The sequence below is a fragment of the Zestomonas ipomoeae genome, from assembly GCF_057128665.1.
On the sequence record NZ_JBSKHQ010000003.1, the window covers coordinates 93,775 to 117,880 of the forward strand.

Below are 24,106 nucleotides of genomic sequence, written 5' to 3' on the forward strand. Positions count from 1 at the left end.
CCCGCACTTCCGCCCTATACGCGGAATTGCCCCAGACTTGCCTTCAACTGCGCCACCAACCCCTGCAGCACTCGCCCGCTGGCCGCCGTCGCCGCTACCGCCTCGGCCGCCCGTTGCGCCTCGCTATGGATGACCTCGACCCTGCCACGCACCTTGTCAGCACCTTCGGCCTGGTGTTCGGAGGCCTGGGTCGCCGCGTTGATGGCGCCATGCACCTCGTCCACCGCCTCCTGGACCGACTGCTGCAGACGCGCGCTTTCACGCAGCGCCCCCTGCCCCTGCTCGGCCCGCGCCCCAGCCTGGCCGATAGCTTCCACCGCTTCCCGAGCACCTTGCTGCAACGCAGCGATATGCGCCTTGATGTCGCCGGTGGACTGCTGGGTCTTGCTCGCCAGCGCCCGCACCTCGTCGGCCACCACGGCGAAGCCGCGCCCGCTCTCTCCCGCGCGCGCCGCCTCGATCGCTGCATTCAGCGCCAGCAGGTTGGTCTGCTCGGCGATACCGTGAATCACCGTCAGCACTACCTCGACCTCCTCGCTCTGCCGCGCCAGCCGCTCGATCACCGACGTGCCGGACTGCACGCTGGCCGCCAGTTCCTCGATCAGCGCACTGACGCGGGCCGCGATTGCCGCGTTGTCATGGGCCGCCTGGCGAATGGCCCCGACCCGCTGCAGCGCCGACTGCATGGCCTGGCTTTCGGCCTGGGCATCCTCGGCCATCGCCGCCAGCGCCTGCAAACTGCCCGCCACTTCATCGCGCTGGCGTCCGGCCGCCGACTCCGCTGCCGCACTGCGACTGGCCAAGCCACGGATCTCCTCCTCGGTACGTTCGGCCACCTCGCCCGCTTCGCGCACGATCGGCTGCAATTTGGCAACGAAGCGGTTGACCGCCGCCGCCATGTCGCCAAGCTCGTCGCGACTATTCAGCTCGATGCGCCGAGTCAGGTCACCCTCTCCGGCCGCCAGATCATCCAGGGCGACGATCAGCAGTCGGATCTTGCTGAGCACCCGCCGACCGAGCACCAGCGCCACCACCAACAGCACGCCCAACCCCACCAGCACCAGGCTCAAGCCGATGTTCCAACGCAGCCCATCGGCCGCCTTTTCCACCGCCGCACGACTGTTCGTCGCCATGCCAGCCGCTGCCTGGCGGGCCGCCCCGAGCCGCGCATCCAGTGCCGCGCCACTGTCGGCCGCAGCACTGCTCAACACCTCAGACACCAGCTGACCGGCATCCACGATCAAGCCGGCGAAGCGCTTGTCCAGCGCCGCCAGCTCCTCGTCAACCGCCGCCGTGGAGATACCCAGCAACACCTTGCCGATCTCCGACCCCATCGGGCTGACGGCCGCCTCGGCGAGGTAGACACCGGAATCCTTGCGCGCCGCGTCGATCACCTTGTCCAGCGCACCGCGCCCCTCCCCCTTCTCCAACAGCGCCTGCACACGCGGGTCCTGGCGATTGAGGTGGCGCGTCAGGCGCTCGCCATTGGCATCGGAATACACCACGAAGAGTATCGCCGGGTTGCGATGCGCCATGCGTACCAGCTCGGTAAGCGCCGGCACGTCGCTATCCCAGATGGCCTTGGGCGCCACCGCCGCGAGCAACCCGGCCAGCTCATCGGCCGACTGGGTAAGGTTGCGCTCGAGTACGCCGCGCAGCTGTGCCTGCTCGTTCTCCAGGCGAGTCGACAGGCCGGAGCCGAGCCGCTCGCGAGCCCGCGTGGAAAGACCCTCCAGGCCGCCCCGCACCTCCCTCCCGGCCTGCTCCAGCTCACCGCCCAGGCGCTGGCTATCCGCTCCCAGGCGCTGGTCGATATCCGCCACCAGTACCGCCACCGTACCCCGGGTCAGGGCCACGGCAACCAGCACCTGGACCAGCAAGGCAACACCCAAGGCAACGAAAACCGGCAGCAGCAGGCGGCTACGCAATAGCGAAAGGACGGCAGACACGGCAGGCACTCCTCAACGACCGTTACCGGTATAACGGCGACTTCTGGGATTTATATAGCGCAAAGCCTGCACCGTGCCCGAAAAGAAAAAGGGCCGCTTGCGCGACCCTTTGCCCGGCGACAGCCCCGATCAGCCGAACGGGTGGCGCAGGATGATGGTCTCGATGCGATCCGGACCGGTGGAAATGATGTCGATCGGCGCACCGACCAACTCTTCTACGCGCTTGATGTAGGCGCGCGCATTGGCCGGCAGCTCGTCCAGGCTCTTCGCCCCAAGGGTCGACTCGCTCCAGCCCGGCACTTCCTCATACACCGGCTGCAGGCCGATGTAGCTGTCGGCATCGGTCGGCGCATCGACCAGCACCTCGCCGTTGTGGTCCTTGTAGCCGACGCAGATGCGAATGGTGTCCAGCCCATCGAGCACGTCGAGCTTGGTCAGGCACAGGCCGGAGATGCTGTTGATCTCGATGGCGCGACGCAGGATCACCGCATCGAACCAACCGCAGCGCCGGGCGCGGCCCGTGGTCGCGCCGAACTCATGACCGCGCTTGGCGAGGAATGCGCCGACGTCGTCGAACAGCTCGGTGGGGAACGGACCGGAGCCGACCCGGGTGGTGTAGGCCTTGGTGATGCCCAGCACATAGTCCAGGTACAGCGGACCGAAGCCGGAACCGGTGGCGGTACCGCCGGCGGTGGTGTTGGAGCTGGTGACGTAGGGATAGGTCCCATGGTCGATGTCCAGCAGTGAGCCCTGGGCGCCCTCGAACATGATGTCGGCGCCTTCGCGGCGCAGCTCGTGCAGGCGCGCAGTGACGTCCAGCATCAGCGGCTTGAGCTGTTCGGCATAGCCCATGGCCTCGTCCAGAGTCTTCTGGAAGTCGATGGCCGGCTCCTTGTAGTAATGCTGCAAGGCGAAGTTGTGGTAGTCGAGGATCTCGCCCAGCTTGGCGGCGAAGCGCTCACGGTGGAACAGGTCGCCGACGCGCAGGCCGCGGCGCGCCACCTTGTCCTCGTAGGCCGGGCCGATGCCACGACCTGTGGTGCCGATCTTGGCGTCGCCCCTGGCCTTTTCGCGGGCAAGGTCCAAGGCCACGTGATAGGACAGGATCAGCGGGCAAGCCGGACTGATACGCAGGCGCTCGCGCACCGGCACGCCCTTCTCCTCCAGCTTGGCGATCTCGCGCATCAGCGCGTCCGGCGCCAGCACCACACCGTTGCCGATCAGGCACTGCACGCCCTCGCGCAGGATGCCCGAGGGGATCAGGTGCAGCACGGTTTTCTCGCCCTCGATCACCAAAGTGTGGCCAGCATTGTGGCCACCCTGGTAGCGCACCACGGCGGCAGCCTGGTCGGTGAGCAGGTCGACGATCTTGCCCTTGCCCTCATCACCCCACTGGGTGCCCAGGACCACGACATTCTTACCCATAACGCTTGTCCTCTAATCGCGGAAGCTCGGTGCCGGCCCTCGGCCGACGGAATACTCAGGACGCCAGCGGCGTCACCTGCCAGGAACCCTCGCGCTGCACCAACTGCCGATCGCAGCCTGCCTCGCGCGCGTCCGTTAACTCTTGTCCGGGCAGCGCCTGGACCACTCGCTCGCCCTCGCGGCGCAGCCGTTGAACCACCTGCCAGAGCAACAGGTCGTGGCTGTCCGGTGCCCAGACACCCGCGTCAGCTTCGACCAGCTCCAGGCTGCCGAGACTCACCAGGCTCTTCAGATCGGTGGAAAAACCGGTCGCCGGGCGGGCCCGGCCGAAGTCCGCGCCGATATCGTCATAGCGACCGCCCTGGGCGATCGACTGGCCCACACCCGGCACGAACGCGGCAAACACCACTCCGGTGTGATAGTGGTAACCCCGCAACTCGCCAAGGTCGAAATATAGCGGGAGCTCCGGATAGCGCAGGCTCAGGGCGTCGGCAATGGCGATCAACTCGTCCAACGCGGCATGCACCTGGGCTGGTGCCTCCACCAGTGCGGCCTGCGCCAGATCGAGCACCTCGCGACCGCCGCACAGCTCCGCCAACGCGCGCAGCATGATGGCCAGCGTCTTTGGCAGCGACGCGGTCAGCTCGGCTATCTCGTCGGTGGCCTTGCGCTGCAGCGCATCGAACAAGAGTTGCTCGGCATCCCCGGACAACCCGGCGGCTTGCGCCAGGCCCCGGTAGATGCCGACATGACCGAGATCCATGTGCACGTCCGGCACCCGCGCCAATTCGAGGGTCTCCAGCATCAGACTGATGACCTCGACGTCGCTGGCCGGGCTGGCGTCGCCGTAGAGCTCGGCACCCAACTGGATCGGGCTGCGCGAGGTGGACAACGCACGCGGCCGCGCGTGCAGCACGCTACCCGCATAGCAGAGGCGGCTGGGCCCCTGGCGGCGCAGCGTATGCGCGTCGATACGGGCGACCTGCGGCGTGATGTCGGCGCGAAAACCCATCAGCCGGCCGGAGTTGGGATCGGTCACCTTGAATGTGCGCAGGTCCAGATCCTGGCCGGCGCCGGTAAGCAGGGATTCGAGATATTCGATATGCGGGGTGATCACCAGCTCATAGCCCCAGCGCTGGAACAGGTCCAGCACCCGGCGGCGCGCCGCCTCGATGCGCGCCGCTTCCGGCGGCAGAACTTCCTCGATGCCATCTGGCAGCAGCCAGCGGTCTACCGTTGCCATTACGCCTTTCCTCTTGCTCGGACGGCCTAGTGCAGTAAATACAGGAGGGCGGTGCCCAGCAGCATGCTGGCCAACCCCATCAGGCGCAGTCGACGATCAGGCAGCCGTGCCAGTTGCCGTAATGCCTCGCGCCAGCGTCGCGGATAGAGAAAGGGCAGCGCGCCTTCCAGCACCAGCATCAAACAGAGGGCAATGCCGAGTTCCTGCCACATGGTTCCCGCAGACGCAAAAAAGCCGGGCTTTTTCCCGGCTGACTCATGATAACACGTTTTATCCGGCGGTCATCCCGGCGCACGTCTCAGGTGCGCCGGGCATGCCTCACTTGGCCTTCTGCAGATAACGGAAGAATTCACTATCCGGATCGAGTACCAGCACGTCGCTCTTGCTGGCGAAGCTTTCGCGGTAGGCGCGCAGGCTGCGATAAAAGGCATAGAACTCCTGGTCCTGGCCGTAAGCATCTGCATAGATCGCCGCTGCCTGGGCATCGCCGTCACCGCGAATCTCCTCCGCCTCGCGATAGGCCTCGGCCAGCAGCACGCGGCGCTGACGATCGGCATCGGCACGGATGCCTTCGGCAAGTTCGCGCCCCTTGGCCCGATGCTCGCGCGCCTCGCGCTCACGCTCGGTGCTCATGCGCTCGAACACGCTGAGGTTGACTTCCTTAGGCAGGTCGATGGCCTTGACCCGCACGTCCAGCACCTCGATGCCCAGCTCCTTGCGGGCCATGGCGTCGAGCGACGCCGTGATGTCCGCCATCAGCGCATCGCGCTCGCCAGAAACCACTTCGTGCAAGGTGCGTCGACCGAACTGGTCGCGCAGACCGGACTCGAGGCGACGGGACAGGCGCTCGTCGGCCAACTGCTTCAGACCCGAGGTGGCGGTGTAGAAATGATCGGCATCCGCCACTCGCCACTTGGCGTAGGCGTCCACCATCACGGCCTTCTTCTCCAGGGTGAGGAAGCGCTGCGTCGGCGCGTCCAGCGTCAGCAGCCGGCCGTCGAATTTGCGCACCTTGTCCACGAAGGGAAGCTTCACATGCAGCCCCGGCTGCACGTCACCCTCGGCCACCTTGCCGAAGCGCAGCAGCACGGCGCGCTCGGTTTGCGACACGATGTAGAAGCTGTTCCATGCCAACAGCGCAAGTACCACGCCGACGATCAGGACGCTCAGAGACTTGTTACTCATCAACGGCTCTCCCTTGAACGCAGATCACGCCGCTCCAGCTCGCTGGCCATGCGCGAGCCGATATCGCCGCCGGCGGCGCCAGCGCTCGCGGCGGAAGTAGTGGAGGTGCTGCCGGTACGATTGCCATCGATCATCTTGTCCAGTGGCAGGTAGAGCAGATTGTTCTGCCCCTTGTCACCGGTCAGCAACACCTTGCTGGTATTGCTGAAGACCTCCTGCATGGTGTCGAGGTACAGGCGCTGACGGGTCACTTCCGGCGCCTTGCGGTATTCGGCCACCAGCTTGGTGAAGCGGTCGGCCTCACCCTTGGCGCGGGAAACCACCTCGTCGCGATAGCCATTGGCATCCTCCAGCATGCGCTGGGCCTGGCCACGCGCTTCCGGCACCACGCCGTTGGCGTAGGTCTCTGCCTGGTTCTTCTCGCGCTGCTCGTCTTCGCGAGCACGGATGACGTCGTCGAAGGCATCCTGCACCTCCCGCGGCGCCTGGGCGCTCTGCACGTTGACCTGGGTCACGTTGATGCCAGTGCGGTAGGTATCCAGGAAGCGCTGCAGGCGCACCTTGATTTCGTTGGCCATCAGCTCACGGCCTTCGGTCAGCACCTGGTCCATGGCGGTGGAGCCCACCACGTGGCGCAGGGCGCTTTCGGTGGCGTGCTGCAGACTGACTTCCGGCTCGTCGACGTTGAGCACGAAGTCCTGCAGGTTGCTGATCTTGTACTGCACGGTCAGCGGCACCTCGACGATGTTCTCGTCCATGGTGAGCATCTGCCCCTGCTTGCTGTACGCCCGCTCGCGCGTGACGTTTTCCTGGAACTTGCGGTCGATCGGCGGGAAATAGATATTCAGGCCGGGCCCCACGGTCTCGTAGTACTTGCCGAAGCGCAGCACGACCGCCTGCTCCTGCTCGTCGACCACGTACACCGCGCTCCACAGCCAGAGCACCGCCAGCACCAGGAGAACGATGGCAACCAGCCCGAAACCGCCCCCGCCGCTGCCAGCGCCGTCGTCGCCGCCCCCACGTTTCTTGCCGCCGAACATGCCGTTGAGGCGGTCCTGCAGCTTGCGGAAGGCCTCGTCGAGATCCGGCGGGCCCTGCCGACCGCCGCCACGGCGGCCGCCCCAGGGGTCCTGATTGTTCGAGTTGCCACCCGGCTCATTCCAAGCCATAGCGCTCTCCATCTGATAAAGCGAAGGCGCGCCCACGGCGCGCCGGCTAATGCTACCGAAGCCTGCCATCAGCGGCAAAGCCGCAGGCGCAGGCTTTATTGCAAAGTGTGTTGTTCGAGGAACTCGGTCGGCTGCCAGCCCGCTCTACTGATCAAGCGATGCAGCTCCACCCGGGGCAACCTCACCGCCAACAGGCTGCCACCCTGCTCGTCATGACCCTCGCTCTGTACCGCCCCCAGCTCGAAGAACTGGGCGCGCAGCCGCCCCATGGCCTGAGGCAGGCACAAGGTGCCGGCGAACAGGTCTTCACCGAGCAACTCGGCCACCGCCTGGCGCAACAGCTCCAGGCCCCGGCCATCCTGGGCGGAGAGCCAGACACGCTGGGGTTTGCCATTGGCATCGCGTTGGATCTGAGGCTCGATGCCTTCCAGCAGGTCGATCTTGTTGTACACCTCCAGCATCGGCAGCCCTTCGGCGCCGATTTCCTGGAGCACCGCCATCACCTGCTCGATTTGCGCCATGCGCTCGGGCTCATGGGCATCGATCACATGCAACAGAAGATCGGAATTGCTCGACTCCTCGAGGGTGGCACGGAACGCTTCCACCAGCTTGTGCGGCAGGTGCCGAATGAAGCCCACCGTATCCGCCAGCACGATTGGCCCGAGGTCGTCCAGTTCTAGCCGGCGCAAGGTCGGATCGAGCGTGGCGAACAGTTGGTCGGCAGCATAGACCTCGGAGGAAGTCAGCGCGTTGAACAGCGTGGACTTGCCGGCGTTGGTATAGCCGACCAGGGAAACCGAGGGAATATCTGCACGCCGCCGCCCCCGCCGCGCTTGCTCGCGCTGGCTGCGCACCTTCTCCAGCTTCTGCTTGATCTGGCGGATACGCACTCGCAACAGGCGGCGGTCGGTTTCCAGCTGGGTCTCACCCGGACCCCGCAGACCGATACCGCCCTTCTGCCGCTCCAGGTGAGTCCAGCCCCGCACCAGACGCGTACTCATGTGTTCAAGCTGGGCGAGTTCGACCTGCAGCTTGCCCTCATGGGTGCGCGCGCGCTGGGCAAAGATATCGAGGATCAGGCCGGTACGATCGAGCACGCGACATTCGAAGGCACGCTCGAGGTTGCGCTCCTGGCTGGGCGTGAGGCTGTAATTGAAAATCACCAGCTCCACCTGCTCGGCCTTGACCCGCTCGCGCAGTTCCTCGACCTTGCCGCTGCCGATCAGATAGCGAGCAGTTGGCTGATGGCGCGGCACGCTGACGAATGCCACCATGTCCGCTCCAGCCGACAACGCCAGCTCGCGAAACTCCTGGGGATCTTCACGCGCCTCGGGATCTTGGCCATCCAGGTGAACCAGAATGGCCCGTTCACCACCGCCAGGACGCTCAAAAAACAAGACGGACTCCTATCAAGCGTTGCCCGGCTCGGTCGATTCGCCTTCGCTGGCACTGGGCAGACGCACCGGGCGACTGGGCACCACGGTGGAGATGGCGTGTTTGTAGACCATCTGGCTGACAGTGTTCTTCAGCAAGATGACGAACTGGTCGAAAGATTCGATCTGCCCTTGCAGTTTGATGCCGTTGACCAAGTAGATGGAAACCGGTACGCGTTCCTTACGCAGGGTATTGAGGTAAGGGTCTTGTAGCGAATGCCCTTTTGACATGTGCCGCACTCCTTTAGGAATCAATTAGTTGTAGTAGTAGAAAGCAAACTAGCTTTTCCCGCCCCACCCCCAAGGATAGACGGCCAACGCTGAAGTCTCAGGCCAATATGGAGGCCGACTCCAGGTATTTCAAGGCGCGCGCCAGATTGTCGCCGGCCAGACTGTCCAGCCAGCGCAAATCGTTCCAGTTGCGCAACCAGGTAAATTGACGCTTCGCCAATTGCCGCGTTGCAACGATGCCGCGCTCGACCATCTCGGCGTGCCCCAGATTGCCATCGAGGTAGTCCCACACCTGGCGATAGCCCACAGCACGTATAGACGGCAAACCCGCGTGCAAGTCACTTCGTTTGCGCAGACCTTCGACCTCTTCGATGAAGCCCTGTTCCAGCATCTGCCGAAAACGCAGTCCTATGCGCTCGTGTAGCACTTGCCGCTGCGTTGGCGCAATAGCCAATTGCGCGACAGTATAAGGCAAGCAAACGCCATCAGACGCCTCTAGCGCGGTATTTTGCGCCGCTTGGCGGTTGCGGTGTGCGGTCATCGTCAATCCGCTGACGCGATAGACCTCGAGGGCGCGGGTCAGCCGCTGAGGATCGTTGGGATGGATGCGCGCCGCAGATTCCGGGTCGACCGCATTCAATTCGCGATGCAAGGCTTCCCAGCCTTCGCGGGCCGCGCGCGCCTCCAGTTCGGCGCGTACGGCCGGGTCGGCGCTGGGCATGTCCGCGAGGCCTTCCAGTAATGCCTTGTAATACAACATGGTGCCGCCAACCAGCAGCGGAATCCGTCCCCGGGCAGTGATATCGGCCATGGCGGCCAGCGCATCGGCACGAAACTCGGCAGCGGAATAGCTCTCGGCGGGGTCGCGGATGTCGATCAGTCGATGCGGAAACTCGGCCAGCACAGCTGGCGAAGGCTTGGCGGTACCGATGTCCATGCCGCGGTAGACCAGGGCCGAGTCGACGCTGATCAGCTCGCACGGCAGCACACGAGCCAGCTCCAGGGCCAGGTCAGTCTTGCCGGCGGCGGTCGGCCCCATGAGAAAAATGGCGGGAGGTAACTGGGACATCGGCACGCTCTACAACTCGAAGCACATAGCTTCAAGCTTCGGGCCGCAAGCTTCAAGCACTTGCGACACCAGCGACCGGTTCTCAGCGACCGCGCAGGAACAGCTTGTCGAGATCATCCATGCCGAGCTGGGTCCAGGTCGGGCGCCCGTGGTTGCACTGACCGCTGCGCTCGGTCTGCTCCATGTCGCGCAGCAGCCCGTTCATTTCCGGCAAGGTCAGTCGTCGATTGGCCCGCACCGCGCCGTGGCAGGCCATGGTCGCCAGCAACTCGTTGAGGTGTGCCTGGATACGGTCGCTGCTGCCGTACTCCAGCAGATCGGCGAGCACGTCACGCACCAGCTGCGTGGCCTCGGCCTGCTTGAGCAGTGCCGGTGTCTGGCGGATCGCCAGGGTTTCCGGCCCCAGGCGTTGCAATTCGAAGCCCAGGCGCTGGAACCAGGCACCATGCTCTTCGGCACAGTCAGCCTCGCGCTGGCTGACAGCGAGGGATTCAGGCACCAGCAGCGGCTGTCCGCGCAAGCCTTCGCTGGCCATGGCAGTCTTCAAACGCTCGTAGGTAATGCGTTCATGGGCGGCATGCATGTCCACCAGCACCAGGCCATGGGCGTTCTCGGCGAGGATATAGACCCCCTTGAGCTGGGCCAGCGCATAACCGAGCGGGGGAATGTCCCCGCCGTTTTCCGGCAACGGCGCCGCCACCTGGGTTGGCTGCAGCGGCGCGAAGTAGTCACGGTAGGCACCTTGCGCCTCGGCCACGGGAACCGCAGGGTTGGCCCGCGGCGCCTGGTAGCCGGCCCCCGGCGAGCGCCATACCGATTCCGCTGCCGGCCGCTCCAGAAGATTGGCGGCCAGGCTCATTTCTTCCTGCGGGCCGAATTCGCCAGCGGCCTGGCCACTCGGGCGCAGCACAGGGGTCACCCCCGCCGGTGCCGCCAGTTGATCTTCCGGGCGCACATCGCCCAGTGCACGATGCAATGTGCCGTAGAGAAAGTCATGGACCATGCGGCCATCGCGGAAGCGCACCTCATGCTTGGTCGGGTGCACGTTGACATCGACCACCGCCGGGTCGACCTCGAGGAATAGCACGAAGGTGGGATGGCGGCCATTGAACAGCACATCGCGATACGCCTGGCGCACCGCGTGGGCCACCAGCTTGTCACGCACCATGCGGCCGTTGACGTAGAAATATTGCAGATCGGCCTGGCTACGGGAAAAGGTCGGCAACCCGACCCAACCCCACAGCCGCAGACCATTGCGCTCGACTTCGATCGGCAACGCCTGCTCGAGGAAGGCCGGACCGCAGACCGCGCCGACCCGTCGACCGCGAGCCAGTTCGTCATTGGCTTCGTGCAAGGCGAACACGGTTTTGCCGTTGTGGCGCAGATGGAAGGCCACGTCGAAGCGCGCCAGCGCCAGGCGCTTGATGACCTCCTGCAGATGATCGAACTCGGTCTTCTCCGCGCGCAGGAACTTGCGCCGCGCCGGGGTATTGAAGAACAGGTCGCGCACTTCCACCGAACTGCCGACCGGATGCGCCGCCGGCTGAACCCGAGCCTCCATCTCCCGACCTTCGGTTTCCACCTGCCAGGCCTGCTCGGCGTCGGCGGTTCGCGAGGTCATGGTCAGCCGTGCCACGGAGCTGATCGAGGCCAGCGCCTCGCCCCGAAAGCCCAGGCTGAGCACCCGTTCGAGGTCCTCCAGGTCGCGAATCTTGCTGGTGGCATGGCGTGCCAAGGCCAGCGGCAGGTCCTCGGCGGGAATCCCGCAGCCGTCGTCGCGCACCCGCAGCAGTTTGATGCCGCCCTGCTCGACATCCACGTCGATGCGCCGAGCACTGGCATCCAGGCTGTTCTCCAGCAGCTCCTTGATCACCGACGCCGGACGCTCGACCACTTCACCCGCGGCGATCTGGTTGGCCAGTCGCGGGCTAAGCAGCTGAATGCGACGCGCGGCGCTCATCGATTCCCGGGCGCTCACGGCTGGGCCGCCAGGGCAGTGGCTGGAATGCTCAGGGTCTGGCCGACCTTGATTACGTCGGAGGTCAGCGAGTTGGCGCTCTTCAGGGCCGCCAGGCTGATCTGGTAGCGCATGGCGATCAGCGCCAGGCTTTCACCGGCGCTCACCACATGCTCGCGGTCGCTCTGGGCGATCTTGCCTTCGTCGCGCAGCCAGGCGACATAGGTACCAGGCGGTGGATTCTGTTGGAAGAACTGACGTATGCCGCTGTGAATCGAGCGCGCCAGCGCCTGCTGATGACTGGCAGCGGACAGTTTCTTCGACTCGCCGGGATTGGAGATGAACCCGGTCTCCACCAGGATCGATGGCATGTCCGGCGACTTCAGCACCATGAACCCGGCCTGCTCGACCCGGCGCTTGTGCAGCGGGGTGATGCGGCCCATGTTGCCCAGCACCTTCTGCCCGACATTCAGGCTGGAAGCCAGGGACGCGGTCATCGACAGGTCCAGCAGCACGCCGGCGAGCATGCGGTCCTTGTCATCCAGGCTGACGTTGCCGGCTCCGCCGATCAGGTCCGAACGGTTTTCGTTGTCGGCCAGCCAGCGCGCGGTTTCCGACGTCGCGCCACGTTCGGAGAGAGCGAAGACCGAAGCGCCGAACGCGGAGCTGCGCGGCGCAGCGTCGGCATGAATGGAGACGAACAGGTCGGCACCCTTCTTACGGGCGATCTCGGTGCGTTTGCGCAGCGGAATGAAGTAGTCGCCGGTGCGGACCAGTTCGGCACGAAAGCCTTTCTCCGCGCTGATCTGGCGCTGCAACTCCTTGGCGATGGCGAGTACCACGTCCTTCTCCCGCAGGCCTTTCGGGCCGATGGCACCGGGGTCCTCGCCGCCATGACCGGCATCGATGGCGACGACGATGTCGCGCTTGCCGTTGGCGATCGGCGGCAGCTTGATCGCCGGCTGTGCGGGGCTGACCGGAACGGTGGGTGTCTGCGCCGCGCCGGTTGCCGGCAGTACGGGAGGGGCGGGATCGGCAGCGTCCTGATCGAACAGATCGACCACCAGGCGATGCCCATACTGCTGGTTCGGCGCCAGGGCGAAGCTCTTCGGCGTCACTGGCGCACTCAGGTCGATGACCAGGCGCAGCTGGTCCGGGCTGCGCTGCGCCGAGCGCATGCCCTTGATCGGGGTGTTGGTCAGGGACAGCTGTTCGAGCTGCGCGGCCAGCGTGGCGCCGTTGACATCGATGACGATGCGCTCCGGCGCGCTCAGGGTGAATACGCTGTGCTGCACAGGGCCGCTCAGGTCGAACACCAGGCGCGTATTGTCCGGCGCCCGCCAGAGGCGCACGCTGCGGACTTCGGCGGCAGCCAGCACATCGCCGGCCAACGCTACAAGCAGCATTCCCACACCGGCTACCAGTGCGCCTATGCGCATATACCCCACCCCTTTGTGTTATTCAGACTTCCAACGCCAGGGCGGCACACCAGGCCTCGCCGCGCGCGCTATGCGGCGTCAGGCGCAATGAACGGCCGCCCGCTTGCTGGCTAATGGTAATGTCCAGGTCTGGCTTTGGCAAAATGCCGGCGCCGCGCTGCGGCCACTCGATCAGACACAGGGCTTCGCCTTCGAAGTAGTCGCGAATGCCGAGGAATTCCAGCTCTTCCGGATCGCTCAGGCGATAGAGGTCGAAGTGGAAGACCTGCCGCCCGCCGATCTGGTAGGGCTCGACCAGGGTGAAGGTCGGGCTCTTCACCGCGCCGGCATGGCCCAGGCCCCGCAGCAAACCTCGGGACAGGGTGGTCTTGCCGGCCCCTAGGTCGCCATGCAGGTAGACGGTCCCGCGACCGTCGGTCTGCTCGCCGAGCCGCGCACCGAAGGCCAGCATTGCCGCCTCGTCGGGCAGATAACGATTCATTTCAGGCATGGCGACTGCTCCTCCAATAACTGACGAATGGCAGCTGGCAGGTCGCCGGCGGCCAGGCCGCGCCCCCGCTCGGCCAGCGCCTCGCCGGCCGCCGCATGCAGCCAAACCGCCAGGCAGGCCGCGTCAAAAGCGCCCATGCCCTGGGCCAGCAGGGCACCGACCAGACCGGACAGCACATCGCCCAAGCCGGCGCTGGCCATGGCCGGGTGGCCGCGGTCGCACAAGGCGAGCCGCCCGTCGGCTGCGGCAACCAAGCTGCCCGCCCCCTTGAGCACCGCCACGCAATGGAATCTGCGCGCCAGCTCGCGAGCAGCCTGCGGCCGGTTGGCCTGCACCTCGGACGTGGCGCAGCCCAGCAGGCGCGCCGCCTCGCCGGGATGCGGGGTAATCACGCAGCCGCCCGGCAACTGCACCGTGCCGGACGCCAGCAGGTTGAGCGCATCGGCATCCCAGACCTGCGGCACCTCGCAGCTCGCTGCCGCCGACAGCAGGCCTTTGCCCCACGCGCCCCGGCCCAAGCCGGGCCCCACCACCAGCACGTCGACGGGCCCGCTCAACGCGAGTAGCTGGTTGGCGGACATAACGCCGTGGGTCATGATCTCCGGCCGACGCGCCAAGGCTGCCGGCAGATGCTCGCCACGGGTGGCCAGCGACGTCAGCCCGGCGCCGCCACGCAGGGCGCTTTCCGCCGCCAGCAACGCGGCGCCACCCATGCCCCGGTCGCCGCCGACCACCAGCAGGTGCCCGTAGCGCCCCTTGTGCGAAGTCAGCGGCCGCGGCGCCAGCCGGGCCAGGCTGCCGGGCGCCAGGCGTCGAGCCTCGGCAGGCATCTGCGCGACAACCTCGGCGGCGGCTTGCAGATCGTCGAATTGCAGCTCGCCCACCCAGTCGGGTGCCTCACCGGTGAACAGCCCGAGCTTGAGCCCGATGAAAGTCACCGTCAGCGACGCGCGCACCGCCACGCCGAGCACCTGGCCACTATCGGCGCAAAGTCCGGAGGGAATATCCAGCGCCAGGACCGGCAGGTCGGCGGCGTTCAGCCGGGCGATCGCCCCGGCGTAGGGCTCGCGCACCGCGCCTGCGAGGCCGGTGCCAAGCAGTCCGTCGACCACCACCCCTGCCAGCGGCGCGTCTGCATGCCAGGGCTGGATCGCGACGCCGGCGGCCAGTGCCTCGTCGTGGGCCTGCGCGGCGTCTGCGCGCAAGCGGGTGGGTTCGCCCACTGCCAGCACCTGCACGCGCCATCCGGAACGCCAGGCCAGAGTCGCGACCAGATAGGCGTCGCCAGCGTTGTTGCCACTCCCGGCCAGTACGGTGATTTCGCCGACGTCCGGCCAGCGGCGGCGCAAGGCGCGCCAGGCGGCGTGGGCGGCGCGCTGCATCAGTTCGAAGCCGCTGGTGCCGGCGGCGATCAGCCGCGCATCGAGCTCGCGGATCTGCTCGGCGCGGTACAAGGCGGTCGGAAAACTATTGCGGGGGTCGGCCATGGGGTCTATCGGCTGCAGATGTCTGGCAGAATTATACGCACCTCCGCCCCGGTTTCCCGCAATGTGCCCTGCCGCTCCCGACCTCGCCACCCTCGCCCTTTCCATCAAGGAGTGGGGCCGCGAGCTGGGTTTCCAGCAGGTGGGCATCGCCGACGTCGACCTCGGCACGCACGAGCAGCATCTGCAGCGCTGGCTGGACGCCGGCTACAACGGCGAGATGGACTACATGGCCGCCCATGGCAGCAAGCGCTCGCGCCCGCAGGAGCTGGTGCCGGGCACCTTGCGGGTGATCTCGCTGCGCATGGACTATCTGCCCGGCGACACCCAGATGGCCCAGCGCCTGGCCCAGCCTGAGAAGGCCTATGTGTCGCGCTACGCCCTCGGCCGCGATTATCACAAGCTGATCCGCAAGCGCTTGCAGCAACTGGCCGAGCGCGTACAACAGGCCATCGGCCCGTTCGGCTACCGCGCCTTCGTCGACAGTGCGCCGGTGCTGGAAAAGGCCATTGCCGAACAGGCCGGCCTTGGCTGGATCGGCAAGAACACCCTGGTGCTCAACCGCAAGGCCGGTAGCTGGTTCTTTCTCGGCGAGTTGTTCGTCGACCTGCCGCTGCCCGTGGACGAGCCGCACGCCAGCGAGCACTGCGGGCGCTGCAGCGCCTGCCTGGACATCTGCCCCACCGCCGCTTTCGTCGGTCCCTATGTGCTGGATGCCCGGCGCTGCATTTCCTACCTGACCATCGAGTACAAGGGCAGCATCGACCCGGAGCTGCGACCGCTGATCGGCAACCGGGTATTCGGCTGCGACGACTGCCAGATCGTCTGCCCATGGAACCGCTTCGCCCGTCCCACCGAGCAGGGCGATTTCCAGCCGCGTCACGGGCTGGACAGCGCCGAGCTGGCCGACCTGTTCCGCTGGAGCGAAGAGGAGTTTCTCAGCCGCACCGAAGGCTCGCCATTGCGCCGCGCCGGCTACGAACGCTGGCTGCGCAACCTCGCCGTGGGACTGGGCAATGCGCCCTCGACCATCCCGGTGCTCGAGGCGCTCAAGGCTCGTCGCGAGCATCCGTCGGCACTGGTGCGCGAACATGTGCAGTGGGCGCTGGAGCGGCACGGCGCGAGCTAGCAGGCAACGCCCGAGAACGCGCGCGGCAATAGAGGCCGACGGTACGCGTCAGGTTTTGATGAAATGCTCGCGGTAATGGCGCAGTTCGGCGATGGATTCGCGGATATCGTCCAGCGCCAGATGGGTATTGCCCTTCTTGAAACTGTCGCGCACTTGGGGCGCCCAGCGCGCGGCCAACTCCTTGAGGGTGGAGACGTCGAGGTTGCGGTAGTGAAAGTAGGCTTCCAGGGTGGGCATGTGCCGGTACAGGAAACGCCGGTCCTGGCAGATGCTGTTGCCGCAGATCGGCGAGCTGCGCGCCGGCACCCATTGTTCGAGAAAGGCGAGGGTCAGCGCTTCGGCCTCGGCGCTGTCGATGGTGCTCTCGCGCACCCGCTGGGTCAGCCCGGAGGCGCCATGCTGGCGGGTATTCCACTCGTCCATGCCGGCAAGGATCTCGTCGCTCTGGTGCACGGCGATCACCGGCCCTTCGGCGAGCACGTTCAGCTCGCTGTCGGTGACGATGGTGGCCATTTCGATGATGACATCGCGATCCGGATTCAGGCCGGTCATCTCCAGGTCGATCCAGATCAGGTTCTGCGGGTTCTGCATGGTACGGCTCCTCGGCTCAAGAGCGCAGTGTAGCGAAATAATGGCGGCGCCGTTCAGACGGCGGGCGGCGCTTGGTCCCCGATGCGCCAGCCCAGCAGGCGCGAGTCGCGCCAATCCTCCAGCTTGATCACCCAGCTCGGCTCGACCCCGGGAATGGCGAAGCTGTTGCTGATCAGCAACGCGCCTGGCCGCATTTCCGCCTGCGCCTTGCGCCATAGCGCCGGCATCGGGGCCGGGGAGAGGAAGCAATAAACCACCGCATAGGGCGCCAACGGGGTTTTCCACAGGCTGCGATAGCGAATATGGCAATTGCGGCGCGGCAGGCAACGCAGCCAGGCAAGGGCGAACACCAGCGGTGCAGTCTCCACGCCGACGAAGCGGGCCTGCGGATAGCGCCGGGCCAGCTCGGCGAGCGTGCCACCCAGGCCACAGCCCAGGTCGATGAAGGCGAAGCCCGGCGGCTGCTCGCGCAGCAACTCGGCCAGGCGCTGGCGGGCGGGCCTGCCGGTCAGGTACAGCGGAACCCGCTCGCGGATACTGTTCCAATTGATCAACAGCAGCAGCACGAAGCCGAGCAGATAGAACCAGCCGGGCAGCCGATAGCCAGCCACCACGATCAGGCCGGGCACGAACGCCAGGTTGATGGGCAGCCACCAGCGCGACAGGCCCAGGCGCCAACCCAGGGCGGCCGCCAGCAGTCCTTGCAGCAGCCCGGCGAGCAACAGCGGCGCACGCCATGCGCTCACACCTGCCAGCAGATGCAGCCCACCCATGACCAGCAGCAGCGCGCCAAACTGCGCCAGCAGCGCCGCCAACAGCGGGTAACGGGACAATCGGGCAAGCATCCTGGCGGAGCCTCTGTGGCTAGGGAATGACTGCAGTGTAACCAAGCAAGGGCTGCCGCAGCGCCCATGCTAAACTCGCCGCCGTTTCCTCACCCCCGGAAGACCCATGGCCAAACGCCACCTGACCCGCCGGCAAAGCTGGCGTATCGAAAAAATCCAGGACGAGCGCGCCGCGCGTGCCGCCAAGCGCGAATCCCGCGCCCTGGACGAGCTGGAAGGCGGCGACCTCGGCCCGGAACAGACCGGCCTGGTGATCGCCCACTTCGGCGTGCAGGTGGAGGTCGAAGCCCTCGAGGGCGACGCGACCGGCCAGGTCTTCCGCTGCCACCGGCGGGCCAACCTGCCCTCGCTGGTGACCGGCGACCGCGTGGTCTGGCGGGCCAACAACCAGGGCGGCGGCGTGATAGTCGCGCAGTTGCCACGCCACTCCGAGCTATGCCGCCCGGATACCCGCGGCCAGCTCAAGCCGGTGGCGGCCAACGTCGATCTGCTGGTGATCGTGTTCGCCCCCTTGCCCGAACCCCACGCCAACCTGATCGACCGCTACCTGGTGGCCGCCGAGCACGCCGGCATCGCGCCGCTATTGCTGTTGAACAAGGCCGACCTGATCGACGAGCAGAACGCCGCAGCGCTGGACAGCCTGCTGGCGGTCTATCGCGAACTCGGTTACCCGCTGCTGGAGGTGTCCGCCCACGGCGGCGCCGGCATGGACGACCTGAAGCTGCGCCTGGATGGCCACATCAGCGTGTTCGTCGGGCAGTCCGGGGTGGGCAAGTCGTCGCTGGTCAACAGCCTGCTGCCGGGGGTGGACACCCGCGTCGGCGCGCTCTCGGAACTGACCGGCAAGGGTACCCACACCACCACCACCGCCCGGCTGTTCCATTTCCCGGGCGGCGGCGAGCTGATCGACTCCCCCGGCATTCGCGAATTCGGCCTCGGGCATGTCAGCCGGGATGATGTGGAAGCCGGCTTCATCGAGTTGCGCGACCTGCTCGGCACCTGCCGCTTCCGCGACTGCAAGCACGACCGCGAGCCCGGCTGCGCCCTTTTGAAAGCATTGGAAGACGGCCGCATCAGACCGCAACGCATGGCCAGTTACCGGCACATCCTCGCCAGCCTGCCCGACAAGGACTATTGAGGCCCCGCTACTCGGCAGGCTCGTCGAAGCGCAGGGCGCCGTCCTCGAAGATATTCAGGCGCTCGCGCAACTCGCCCGGCTGCAACGGCTCGTCGGCCGGCAAGGCCGCACGGGCCGGCGGCGCGGCCTGGCCAGGCGCTGAAGCCGGCCCCTCCGCGGCGGGTGCTGCGTCACCCTGCTCCGCACCATCGCCGTCCTGCTCGTTCTCGATGGCGCGCTGGGCCTTCTTGGTCAACACGATGATGTCGATGCGGCGGTTGACCGGGTTGAGCGGATCCTCCCGGTCGAACAGCGCCGAAGATGCGTAGCCTACCACTCGCGCCACCTGCTCCTCCGGGTAGCCGCCGGCGACCAGGGTGCGCCGCGCCGCGTTGGCACGGTTGGACGACAGCTCCCAGTTGCCGAAGTCGCCGCGCCCGACAAAGGGCTTGGCATCGGTGTGGCCGCTGACGCTGATCTTGTTCGGCACCGCGCGAATGGTGTCGGCCATCGCCAGCAGGATGTCCTCGAAATACGGCTGCAGCTGGGCACTGCCGAGGGCGAACATCGGCCGGTTCTCGGCATCCATGATCTGGATGCGCAGGCCATCCTGGGTGATCTCGAACAGGATCTGGTCCTTGAAGCGCTGCAGCATGGGGTTTTCCTCCACCTTGTTCTGCAGCTCCTGGAGCAGCAGCTCCAGGCGTTCCCGCTCGATCTGCTCGGCCAGGCTCTCGACCTGTTCGCTGTCCACCGGCTCCTGGTCCTTCTGCTCGGCCAGCGTGTCGCGGGTTTCCGGATTGAGGGTGCGGTCGGGGGCCGGCGTGGGCGTACCGCCCAGGTCGATGACGTAGGGGCTGGCGCTCTCGGTGAAGCCGATGGGGTCCTGGAAGTAGCCGGAGATCGCCTTCTTCTGCTCCGGCGTGGCCGAGGTCATCAGCCACATCACCAGGAAGAACGCCATCATCGCCGTGGCGAAGTCGGCGAAGGCGATCTTCCAGGCGCCGCCATGGTGGCCGCCGGCGGTCTTCTTGACCCGCTTGACGATAATGGGCTGGTTGTTATCCATGATTCAGGCTCAACTGCCGCGCATCGCCTGCTCGAGCTCGGCGAAGGTCGGCCGGTGGGCCGGCAGCAGCACCTTGCGCCCGAACTCCACCGCCAAGGTCGGCGGCATGCCCGAGGCGGAAGCGACCAGGGTGGCCTTGATCGCTTCGAAGACGTTCAGCTCTTCCTTGGCATCGTGTTCCAGGGCGCCGGCCAAGGGCGCGAAAAAGCCGTAGGAGGCGAGAATACCGAGGAAGGTACCGACCAGCGCGGTACCGACCTTCTCGCCGATTTCCGCGTTGTCCGCCTCCGCCAGTACCGACATGGTGATCACGATACCCAGCACCGCGGCGACGATACCCATCGCCGGCATGCCGTCGGCAACCTTGGATACTGCGTGGGAGGGGTGTTCCAGGTCTTCCTTGAGGCCGGCCAGTTCCATGTCGAACAGGCCTTCCAGCTCATGGGGCGCCATGTTGCCAGACGACATGATGCGCAGGTAGTCGCAGATGTACGCGGTCATGCGCTCGTCCTTCAGCAGGCCGGGATATTTGCTGAAGATCGGGCTGGCCTGGGGGTCTTCGATGTCCGCCTCGATGGCCATCATGCCCTCGCGGCGGCTCTTGTTGAGAATCTCGTAGAGCAGCCGCAGCACTTCCAGATAGAAGGTATGGGTGAAGCGCGAACTGAACATGCCCAGCGACTTCTTGAACACCACCTTGGTGGTGCTGCCGGGGTTCGCCTGGAGGAATGCCCCTAGTGCCGCACCGCCGATGATCATCACCTCGAAGGGGTGGATCAGTGCGGCGATCTTGCCGCCGGAAAGCACGAATCCGCCCAATACGCTGGCGAAGACGACGATGATGCCGATGATTTTGACCATAGATAGGAACTGCTTGTAGAGCCAAGGAAGGGGCTGTTGAAAACGGCCCTTCTAATTATCGGAACTTATGCGCCAGACTATAGCCCCTTCCGCCTAAAAACCAGCGCGACCCGCCGCCATGCCGACTGCAACCCCGCTACCCCGCAGCCTCGAAGCCTGGATCAAGGAACTCGAGAGCGTCCGCCTGCCGGTGCCGGCCAGCAGCCATGAGCCATTGTTGCGCGCGGTCAACGACAACCGTCGATCGCTGCGGGATATCGCCGAGCTGATGCAGGATAGTCCAACCCTGGCGCTGTACGTATTGCGCGAGGCGAACCGCCACACCGGCAGCCTCGGCGAGCCGGCGGAAAGCCTGGAGATGGCCATGACCCGTCTTGGCCTGAAGCGCACCGGGGAGCTGCTCCGGCAACTTCCGGTAGTGCCCACCGAGCAACTGCCGCTGGCGTTGCGGCAATTGCAACTGATCAGCCTGCATGCCTCGCAACAGGCCAATGGCCTGTTCGCCGCGCGGCTGGCGCGTCTGTGGCAGGAAATCCACTGGGGCAGCCTGCTGTTCCTCGCCCCGCTATGGCCCCTCGTGACCGCTTATCCGCAGCTGTTCGCGGCCTGGGAACAGCGCGTGCTGGGCCAGGGCCAGCCGGCCTCCAGCGTCGAGCGCGAGCTGCTCGGCGTACCGTTGCTGCGCATCTGTCTGGCGCTGGCCGAACGCTGGCGTTTGCCGGACTGGATCGTGCAGGGCTATCGCCTGCTGGTGGAGGACCGTCGCCTGCTGGTGAAGGCGCTGCATATTGCCCATGACAACGAGCATCCACTGCACCAGCAGCAGATGCTCGATGCCGACCCGCCGCTGCGCCGCTGGCTGACCCGGCCGGCCAATACCATCCTGCTGGCCAACGGCCTGGCGCTTTCCGCCCATGACGCCTGGGGTGGCCAGCATTGCCTGCGCTGGCAGCGCCTGGCCGGTTTGTACATGCAATTACCACTGCCCGAGGTGCAGCACCTGGTCCACCAGCACGCCGCGCAAAGTGCGCGCCGCCATGCCGGCGACGGGCTCTGGCATCCCGCCGAGGCGCTGCTCTGGCCATGGTCGGCGCGCCGCCTGGCCAAGCCGCCTGCGCCCCAGACTGCGAAGCCCGAAGCCCTCAGCGAATGGCGCCAACGCTGCGCCGAGCTGTTGCGCGAGCCCAGCCCGTTCGCCAACGTGCTGCAATTGACCAGTTGCGCCCGCGACGCCCTGCATGCCTGCGGCATGCAGCGGGTCTTGCTGCTGCTCGCCAATCGCGACCACAGCCGCTTGCAGGCGCAGCAGGCGGTCGGGCTGCCAAAGGACGCAGTCGCTCTCAGCCTTGATCCCAACCAGAGCCAGGTGCTGCGCCGGCTACTTACCCAACCGGCACAGCTACGCCTGACGCCAGCCAATTTCGCGCAGTTCTCCGCCCTGATGCCCGGCGCACTGAAGGCGCTGTTCCCCAGCGAGCACCTGCTGCTGCGCTCACTGGCCAACAACGGCCGGGTGGTCATGCTGCTGCTCGCCGACCAGCAGGGCGCGCCCATTGCCGACAGCAACCTGCAAGCCTTCGGCAAAACCGTGCAGTGCATCGAGCGGGCGTTGAACACCTTTGCCAGGAAGCGTTGACCGCACGCAGCGGCGAAAGCAGCGCGCCGGCCTCGCATTCAGGCTAAAATCCGCCCTTTTCCCAACCTAAGGAGGCCTCCATGTCTGCCTTCTCCGCCCTGCCGCTGGTGATCGAACCCGCCGATCTGGCGAGCCGCCTGGCCGCCCCCGAGCTGATCCTGGTCGACCTTACCAGTGCCGCGCGCTACGCCGACGGCCACATTCCCGGCGCCCGCTTCGTCGACCCCAAACGCACGCAACTGGGCCAGCCCCCGGCCCCTGGCCTGCTGCCACCGCAGGCGCAGCTGGAGGTGCTGTTCGGCGAACTGGGCCACCGCGACGACGCGGTCTATGTGGTCTACGACGACGAAGGCGGCGGCTGGGCCGGGCGCTTCATCTGGCTGCTGGACGTGATCGGCCATGGGCGCTACCACTACCTGAACGGCGGCCTGCATGCCTGGCTGGCAGAAGGGCGCGAGTTGTCCCGCGAGGTTCCGCCGCCCGCCGGCGGCCCGTTGCCGCTGACCCTGCATGCCGCGCCTACCGCCACCCGCGAGTACCTGCAACGCCGCCTCGGCGCCGCCGACCTGGCCGTCTGGGATGCGCGCTCGCCTGCCGAGTACCGTGGCGAGAAAGTCTTCGCCGCCAAGGGTGGCCATGTACCTGGCGCTGTCAACTTCGAATGGACCGCCGCCATGGACCCGGCCCGCGCCATGCGTATCCGCGAGGATATCGCCGAGGTGTTGAACGGACTCGGCATCACGCCGGACAAAGAAATCATCACCCATTGCCAGACCCATCACCGCTCCGGCCTGACCTACCTGCTGGCTAAGGCCCTCGGCTATCCGAGGGTCAAAGGCTATGCCGGCTCCTGGGCCGAGTGGGGCAATCACCCGGATACCCCGGTCGAGGTCTAAGGAACCCCCATGCCAATCAAAGATCGCCTGTTCATCCTGAGCCAGTACATCGTCCCCCACCACCTGCTCTCGCGACTGGCCGGCTGCGTGGCGGAATGCCAGGTGAGCTGGTTCAAGAACGCCTTCATCAAGTGGTTCATCGGCCATTTCCAGGTCGACATGCGCGAGGCGCTGGTGGAAGAGCCGACCGCCTACGAGCACTTCAACGCCTTCTTCACCCGCGCCTTGAAAGAAGGCGCTCGCCCCCTGGATGCCACGCCTAACGCCATCCTCAACCCGTGCGACGGCGCCATCAGCCAGCTGGGCGCCATCGAACACGGCCGCATATTCCAGGCCAAGGGCCACAACTACAGCGTGCTGGAACTGCTCGGCGGTGACGCCGAACGCGCGGCGCCGTTCATGGGTGGCGACTTTGCCACCATCTACCTGTCGCCGAAGGACTACCATCGCGTGCACATGCCGCTGGCCGGCACGCTGCGCGAGATGGTCTACGTGCCGGGGCGGATCTTCTCGGTCAATACCGTCACCGCCGAGAACGTGCCGGAACTGTTCGCCCGCAACGAGCGCGTGGTCTGCCTGTTCGATACCGAGCGCGGGCCGATGGCCATGGTGCTGGTCGGCGCGATGATCGTCGCCAGCATCGAGACGGTCTGGGCCGGCCTGGTGACGCCACCCAAGCGCACTCTCAAGAGCGTGCGCTATGACGAAGCCGCGCGGGCGCCCATTCATTTGGAGAAAGGCGCCGAGATGGGCCGCTTCAAACTAGGCTCCACGGTCATCCTGCTGTTCGGACCCGAGCAGGTGCGCTGGGCCGAAGAGCTGGCCGCGCTGAGCCCCGTCCGCATGGGCCAGAGCCTCGGCCAGGCAAAGAACTAGAAGCACCTCTAA

General features: G+C 66.2%; 22 protein-coding genes. 5 read left to right on the forward strand and 17 right to left on the reverse strand.

Going from position 1 to position 24,106, the window contains the following annotated elements; genetic code table 11:
- Positions 1-14: 14 nt before the first annotated feature.
- The 13 genes from ACWKV7_RS23725 to ACWKV7_RS06195 all read right to left on the reverse strand — a co-directional run bounded on the left by ACWKV7_RS23725 (position 15) and on the right by ACWKV7_RS06195 (position 15,077).
- Positions 15-1,949: a methyl-accepting chemotaxis protein gene (locus ACWKV7_RS23725; protein ID WP_487249195.1), complete on the reverse strand. Its 1,935-nt coding sequence runs from the start codon at positions 1,947-1,949 to the stop codon at positions 15-17.
- Positions 1,950-2,078: 129 nt separating this feature from the next.
- A complete protein-coding gene (locus ACWKV7_RS06140; protein WP_483856769.1) occupies positions 2,079-3,374 on the reverse strand; it encodes an adenylosuccinate synthase in 1,296 nt (431 codons plus the stop codon).
- A 55-nt stretch (positions 3,375-3,429) separates the two neighbouring features.
- Positions 3,430-4,617, reverse strand: a complete 1,188-nt coding sequence (locus ACWKV7_RS06145) for an ATP phosphoribosyltransferase regulatory subunit (protein ID WP_483856770.1) — start codon at positions 4,615-4,617, stop codon at positions 3,430-3,432.
- A 26-nt stretch (positions 4,618-4,643) separates the two neighbouring features.
- A complete protein-coding gene (locus ACWKV7_RS06150; RefSeq protein ID WP_483856771.1) occupies positions 4,644-4,829 on the reverse strand; it encodes a DUF2065 domain-containing protein in 186 nt (61 codons plus the stop codon).
- A gap of 106 nt (positions 4,830-4,935) precedes the next feature.
- Entirely contained in the window at positions 4,936-5,802 is an 867-nt protein-coding gene (gene hflC, locus ACWKV7_RS06155) for a protease modulator HflC (RefSeq protein ID WP_483856772.1), read from the reverse strand.
- Complete coding sequence (hflK, locus tag ACWKV7_RS06160; protein ID WP_483856773.1) at positions 5,802-6,971, reverse strand: FtsH protease activity modulator HflK; 1,170 nt, start codon at positions 6,969-6,971, stop codon at positions 5,802-5,804. The genes hflC and hflK overlap by 1 nt, the downstream gene beginning before the upstream one ends.
- Positions 6,972-7,066: 95 nt before the next feature.
- The gene (gene hflX / locus ACWKV7_RS06165; protein WP_483856774.1) at positions 7,067-8,368 is read right to left on the reverse strand and encodes a ribosome rescue GTPase HflX; all 1,302 of its coding nucleotides are present in this window, start codon (positions 8,366-8,368) and stop codon (positions 7,067-7,069) included.
- A gap of 12 nt (positions 8,369-8,380) precedes the next feature.
- The gene (gene hfq / locus ACWKV7_RS06170) at positions 8,381-8,635 is read right to left on the reverse strand and encodes an RNA chaperone Hfq (RefSeq protein WP_483856775.1); all 255 of its coding nucleotides are present in this window, start codon (positions 8,633-8,635) and stop codon (positions 8,381-8,383) included.
- A 97-nt stretch (positions 8,636-8,732) separates the two neighbouring features.
- The gene (gene miaA, locus ACWKV7_RS06175; protein WP_483856776.1) at positions 8,733-9,704 is read right to left on the reverse strand and encodes a tRNA (adenosine(37)-N6)-dimethylallyltransferase MiaA; all 972 of its coding nucleotides are present in this window, start codon (positions 9,702-9,704) and stop codon (positions 8,733-8,735) included.
- An 82-nt stretch (positions 9,705-9,786) separates the two neighbouring features.
- Positions 9,787-11,664, reverse strand: a complete 1,878-nt coding sequence (mutL, locus tag ACWKV7_RS06180) for a DNA mismatch repair endonuclease MutL (RefSeq protein WP_483856777.1) — start codon at positions 11,662-11,664, stop codon at positions 9,787-9,789.
- Positions 11,665-11,678: 14 nt separating this feature from the next.
- The gene (locus ACWKV7_RS06185; RefSeq protein WP_483856778.1) at positions 11,679-13,100 is read right to left on the reverse strand and encodes an N-acetylmuramoyl-L-alanine amidase; all 1,422 of its coding nucleotides are present in this window, start codon (positions 13,098-13,100) and stop codon (positions 11,679-11,681) included.
- Positions 13,101-13,122: 22 nt separating this feature from the next.
- Positions 13,123-13,590, reverse strand: a complete 468-nt coding sequence (gene tsaE / locus ACWKV7_RS06190) for a tRNA (adenosine(37)-N6)-threonylcarbamoyltransferase complex ATPase subunit type 1 TsaE (RefSeq protein WP_483856779.1) — start codon at positions 13,588-13,590, stop codon at positions 13,123-13,125.
- Positions 13,578-15,077: an NAD(P)H-hydrate dehydratase gene (locus ACWKV7_RS06195; protein ID WP_483856780.1), complete on the reverse strand. Its 1,500-nt coding sequence runs from the start codon at positions 15,075-15,077 to the stop codon at positions 13,578-13,580. The genes tsaE and ACWKV7_RS06195 overlap by 13 nt, the downstream gene beginning before the upstream one ends.
- Positions 15,078-15,138: 61 nt before the next feature.
- On the opposite strand from ACWKV7_RS06195, the gene queG reads away from it, so the two are divergent.
- Positions 15,139-16,203 (forward strand): tRNA epoxyqueuosine(34) reductase QueG, encoded by a 1,065-nt coding sequence (gene queG / locus ACWKV7_RS06200; RefSeq protein ID WP_483856781.1) that lies wholly within the window; start codon positions 15,139-15,141, stop codon positions 16,201-16,203.
- A gap of 48 nt (positions 16,204-16,251) precedes the next feature.
- On the opposite strand, the gene orn is transcribed toward queG, so the two are convergent.
- Positions 16,252-16,794: an oligoribonuclease gene (gene orn, locus ACWKV7_RS06205; protein WP_483856782.1), complete on the reverse strand. Its 543-nt coding sequence runs from the start codon at positions 16,792-16,794 to the stop codon at positions 16,252-16,254.
- 53 nt (positions 16,795-16,847) lie between these two features.
- Positions 16,848-17,639, reverse strand: a complete 792-nt coding sequence (locus ACWKV7_RS06210) for a class I SAM-dependent methyltransferase (protein WP_483856783.1) — start codon at positions 17,637-17,639, stop codon at positions 16,848-16,850.
- 106 nt (positions 17,640-17,745) lie between these two features.
- Here ACWKV7_RS06210 and rsgA point away from each other — a divergent pair, with 106 nt between their 5' ends.
- A complete protein-coding gene (gene rsgA / locus ACWKV7_RS06215) occupies positions 17,746-18,777 on the forward strand; it encodes a small ribosomal subunit biogenesis GTPase RsgA (RefSeq protein WP_483856784.1) in 1,032 nt (343 codons plus the stop codon).
- A gap of 7 nt (positions 18,778-18,784) precedes the next feature.
- Here the strand turns inward: rsgA and motB are convergent, their stop codons facing one another.
- Both motB and motA read right to left on the reverse strand, forming a co-directional pair.
- Entirely contained in the window at positions 18,785-19,825 is a 1,041-nt protein-coding gene (motB, locus tag ACWKV7_RS06220; protein WP_483856785.1) for a flagellar motor protein MotB, read from the reverse strand.
- A 9-nt stretch (positions 19,826-19,834) separates the two neighbouring features.
- Complete coding sequence (motA, locus tag ACWKV7_RS06225) at positions 19,835-20,686, reverse strand: flagellar motor stator protein MotA (protein WP_483856786.1); 852 nt, start codon at positions 20,684-20,686, stop codon at positions 19,835-19,837.
- Between the two features lie 118 nt (positions 20,687-20,804).
- Here motA and ACWKV7_RS06230 point away from each other — a divergent pair, with 118 nt between their 5' ends.
- The 3 genes from ACWKV7_RS06230 (at position 20,805) to asd (ending at position 24,094) form a co-directional block, all read left to right on the forward strand.
- Complete coding sequence (locus ACWKV7_RS06230; RefSeq protein WP_483856787.1) at positions 20,805-22,322, forward strand: HDOD domain-containing protein; 1,518 nt, start codon at positions 20,805-20,807, stop codon at positions 22,320-22,322.
- 80 nt (positions 22,323-22,402) lie between these two features.
- On the forward strand, positions 22,403-23,218 hold the full coding sequence (gene rhdA / locus ACWKV7_RS06235; protein WP_483856788.1) for a thiosulfate sulfurtransferase: 816 nt from the start codon (positions 22,403-22,405) through the stop codon (positions 23,216-23,218).
- 15 nt (positions 23,219-23,233) lie between these two features.
- Positions 23,234-24,094 (forward strand): archaetidylserine decarboxylase, encoded by an 861-nt coding sequence (asd, locus tag ACWKV7_RS06240; protein ID WP_487249198.1) that lies wholly within the window; start codon positions 23,234-23,236, stop codon positions 24,092-24,094.
- Positions 24,095-24,106: the final 12 nt, after the last annotated feature.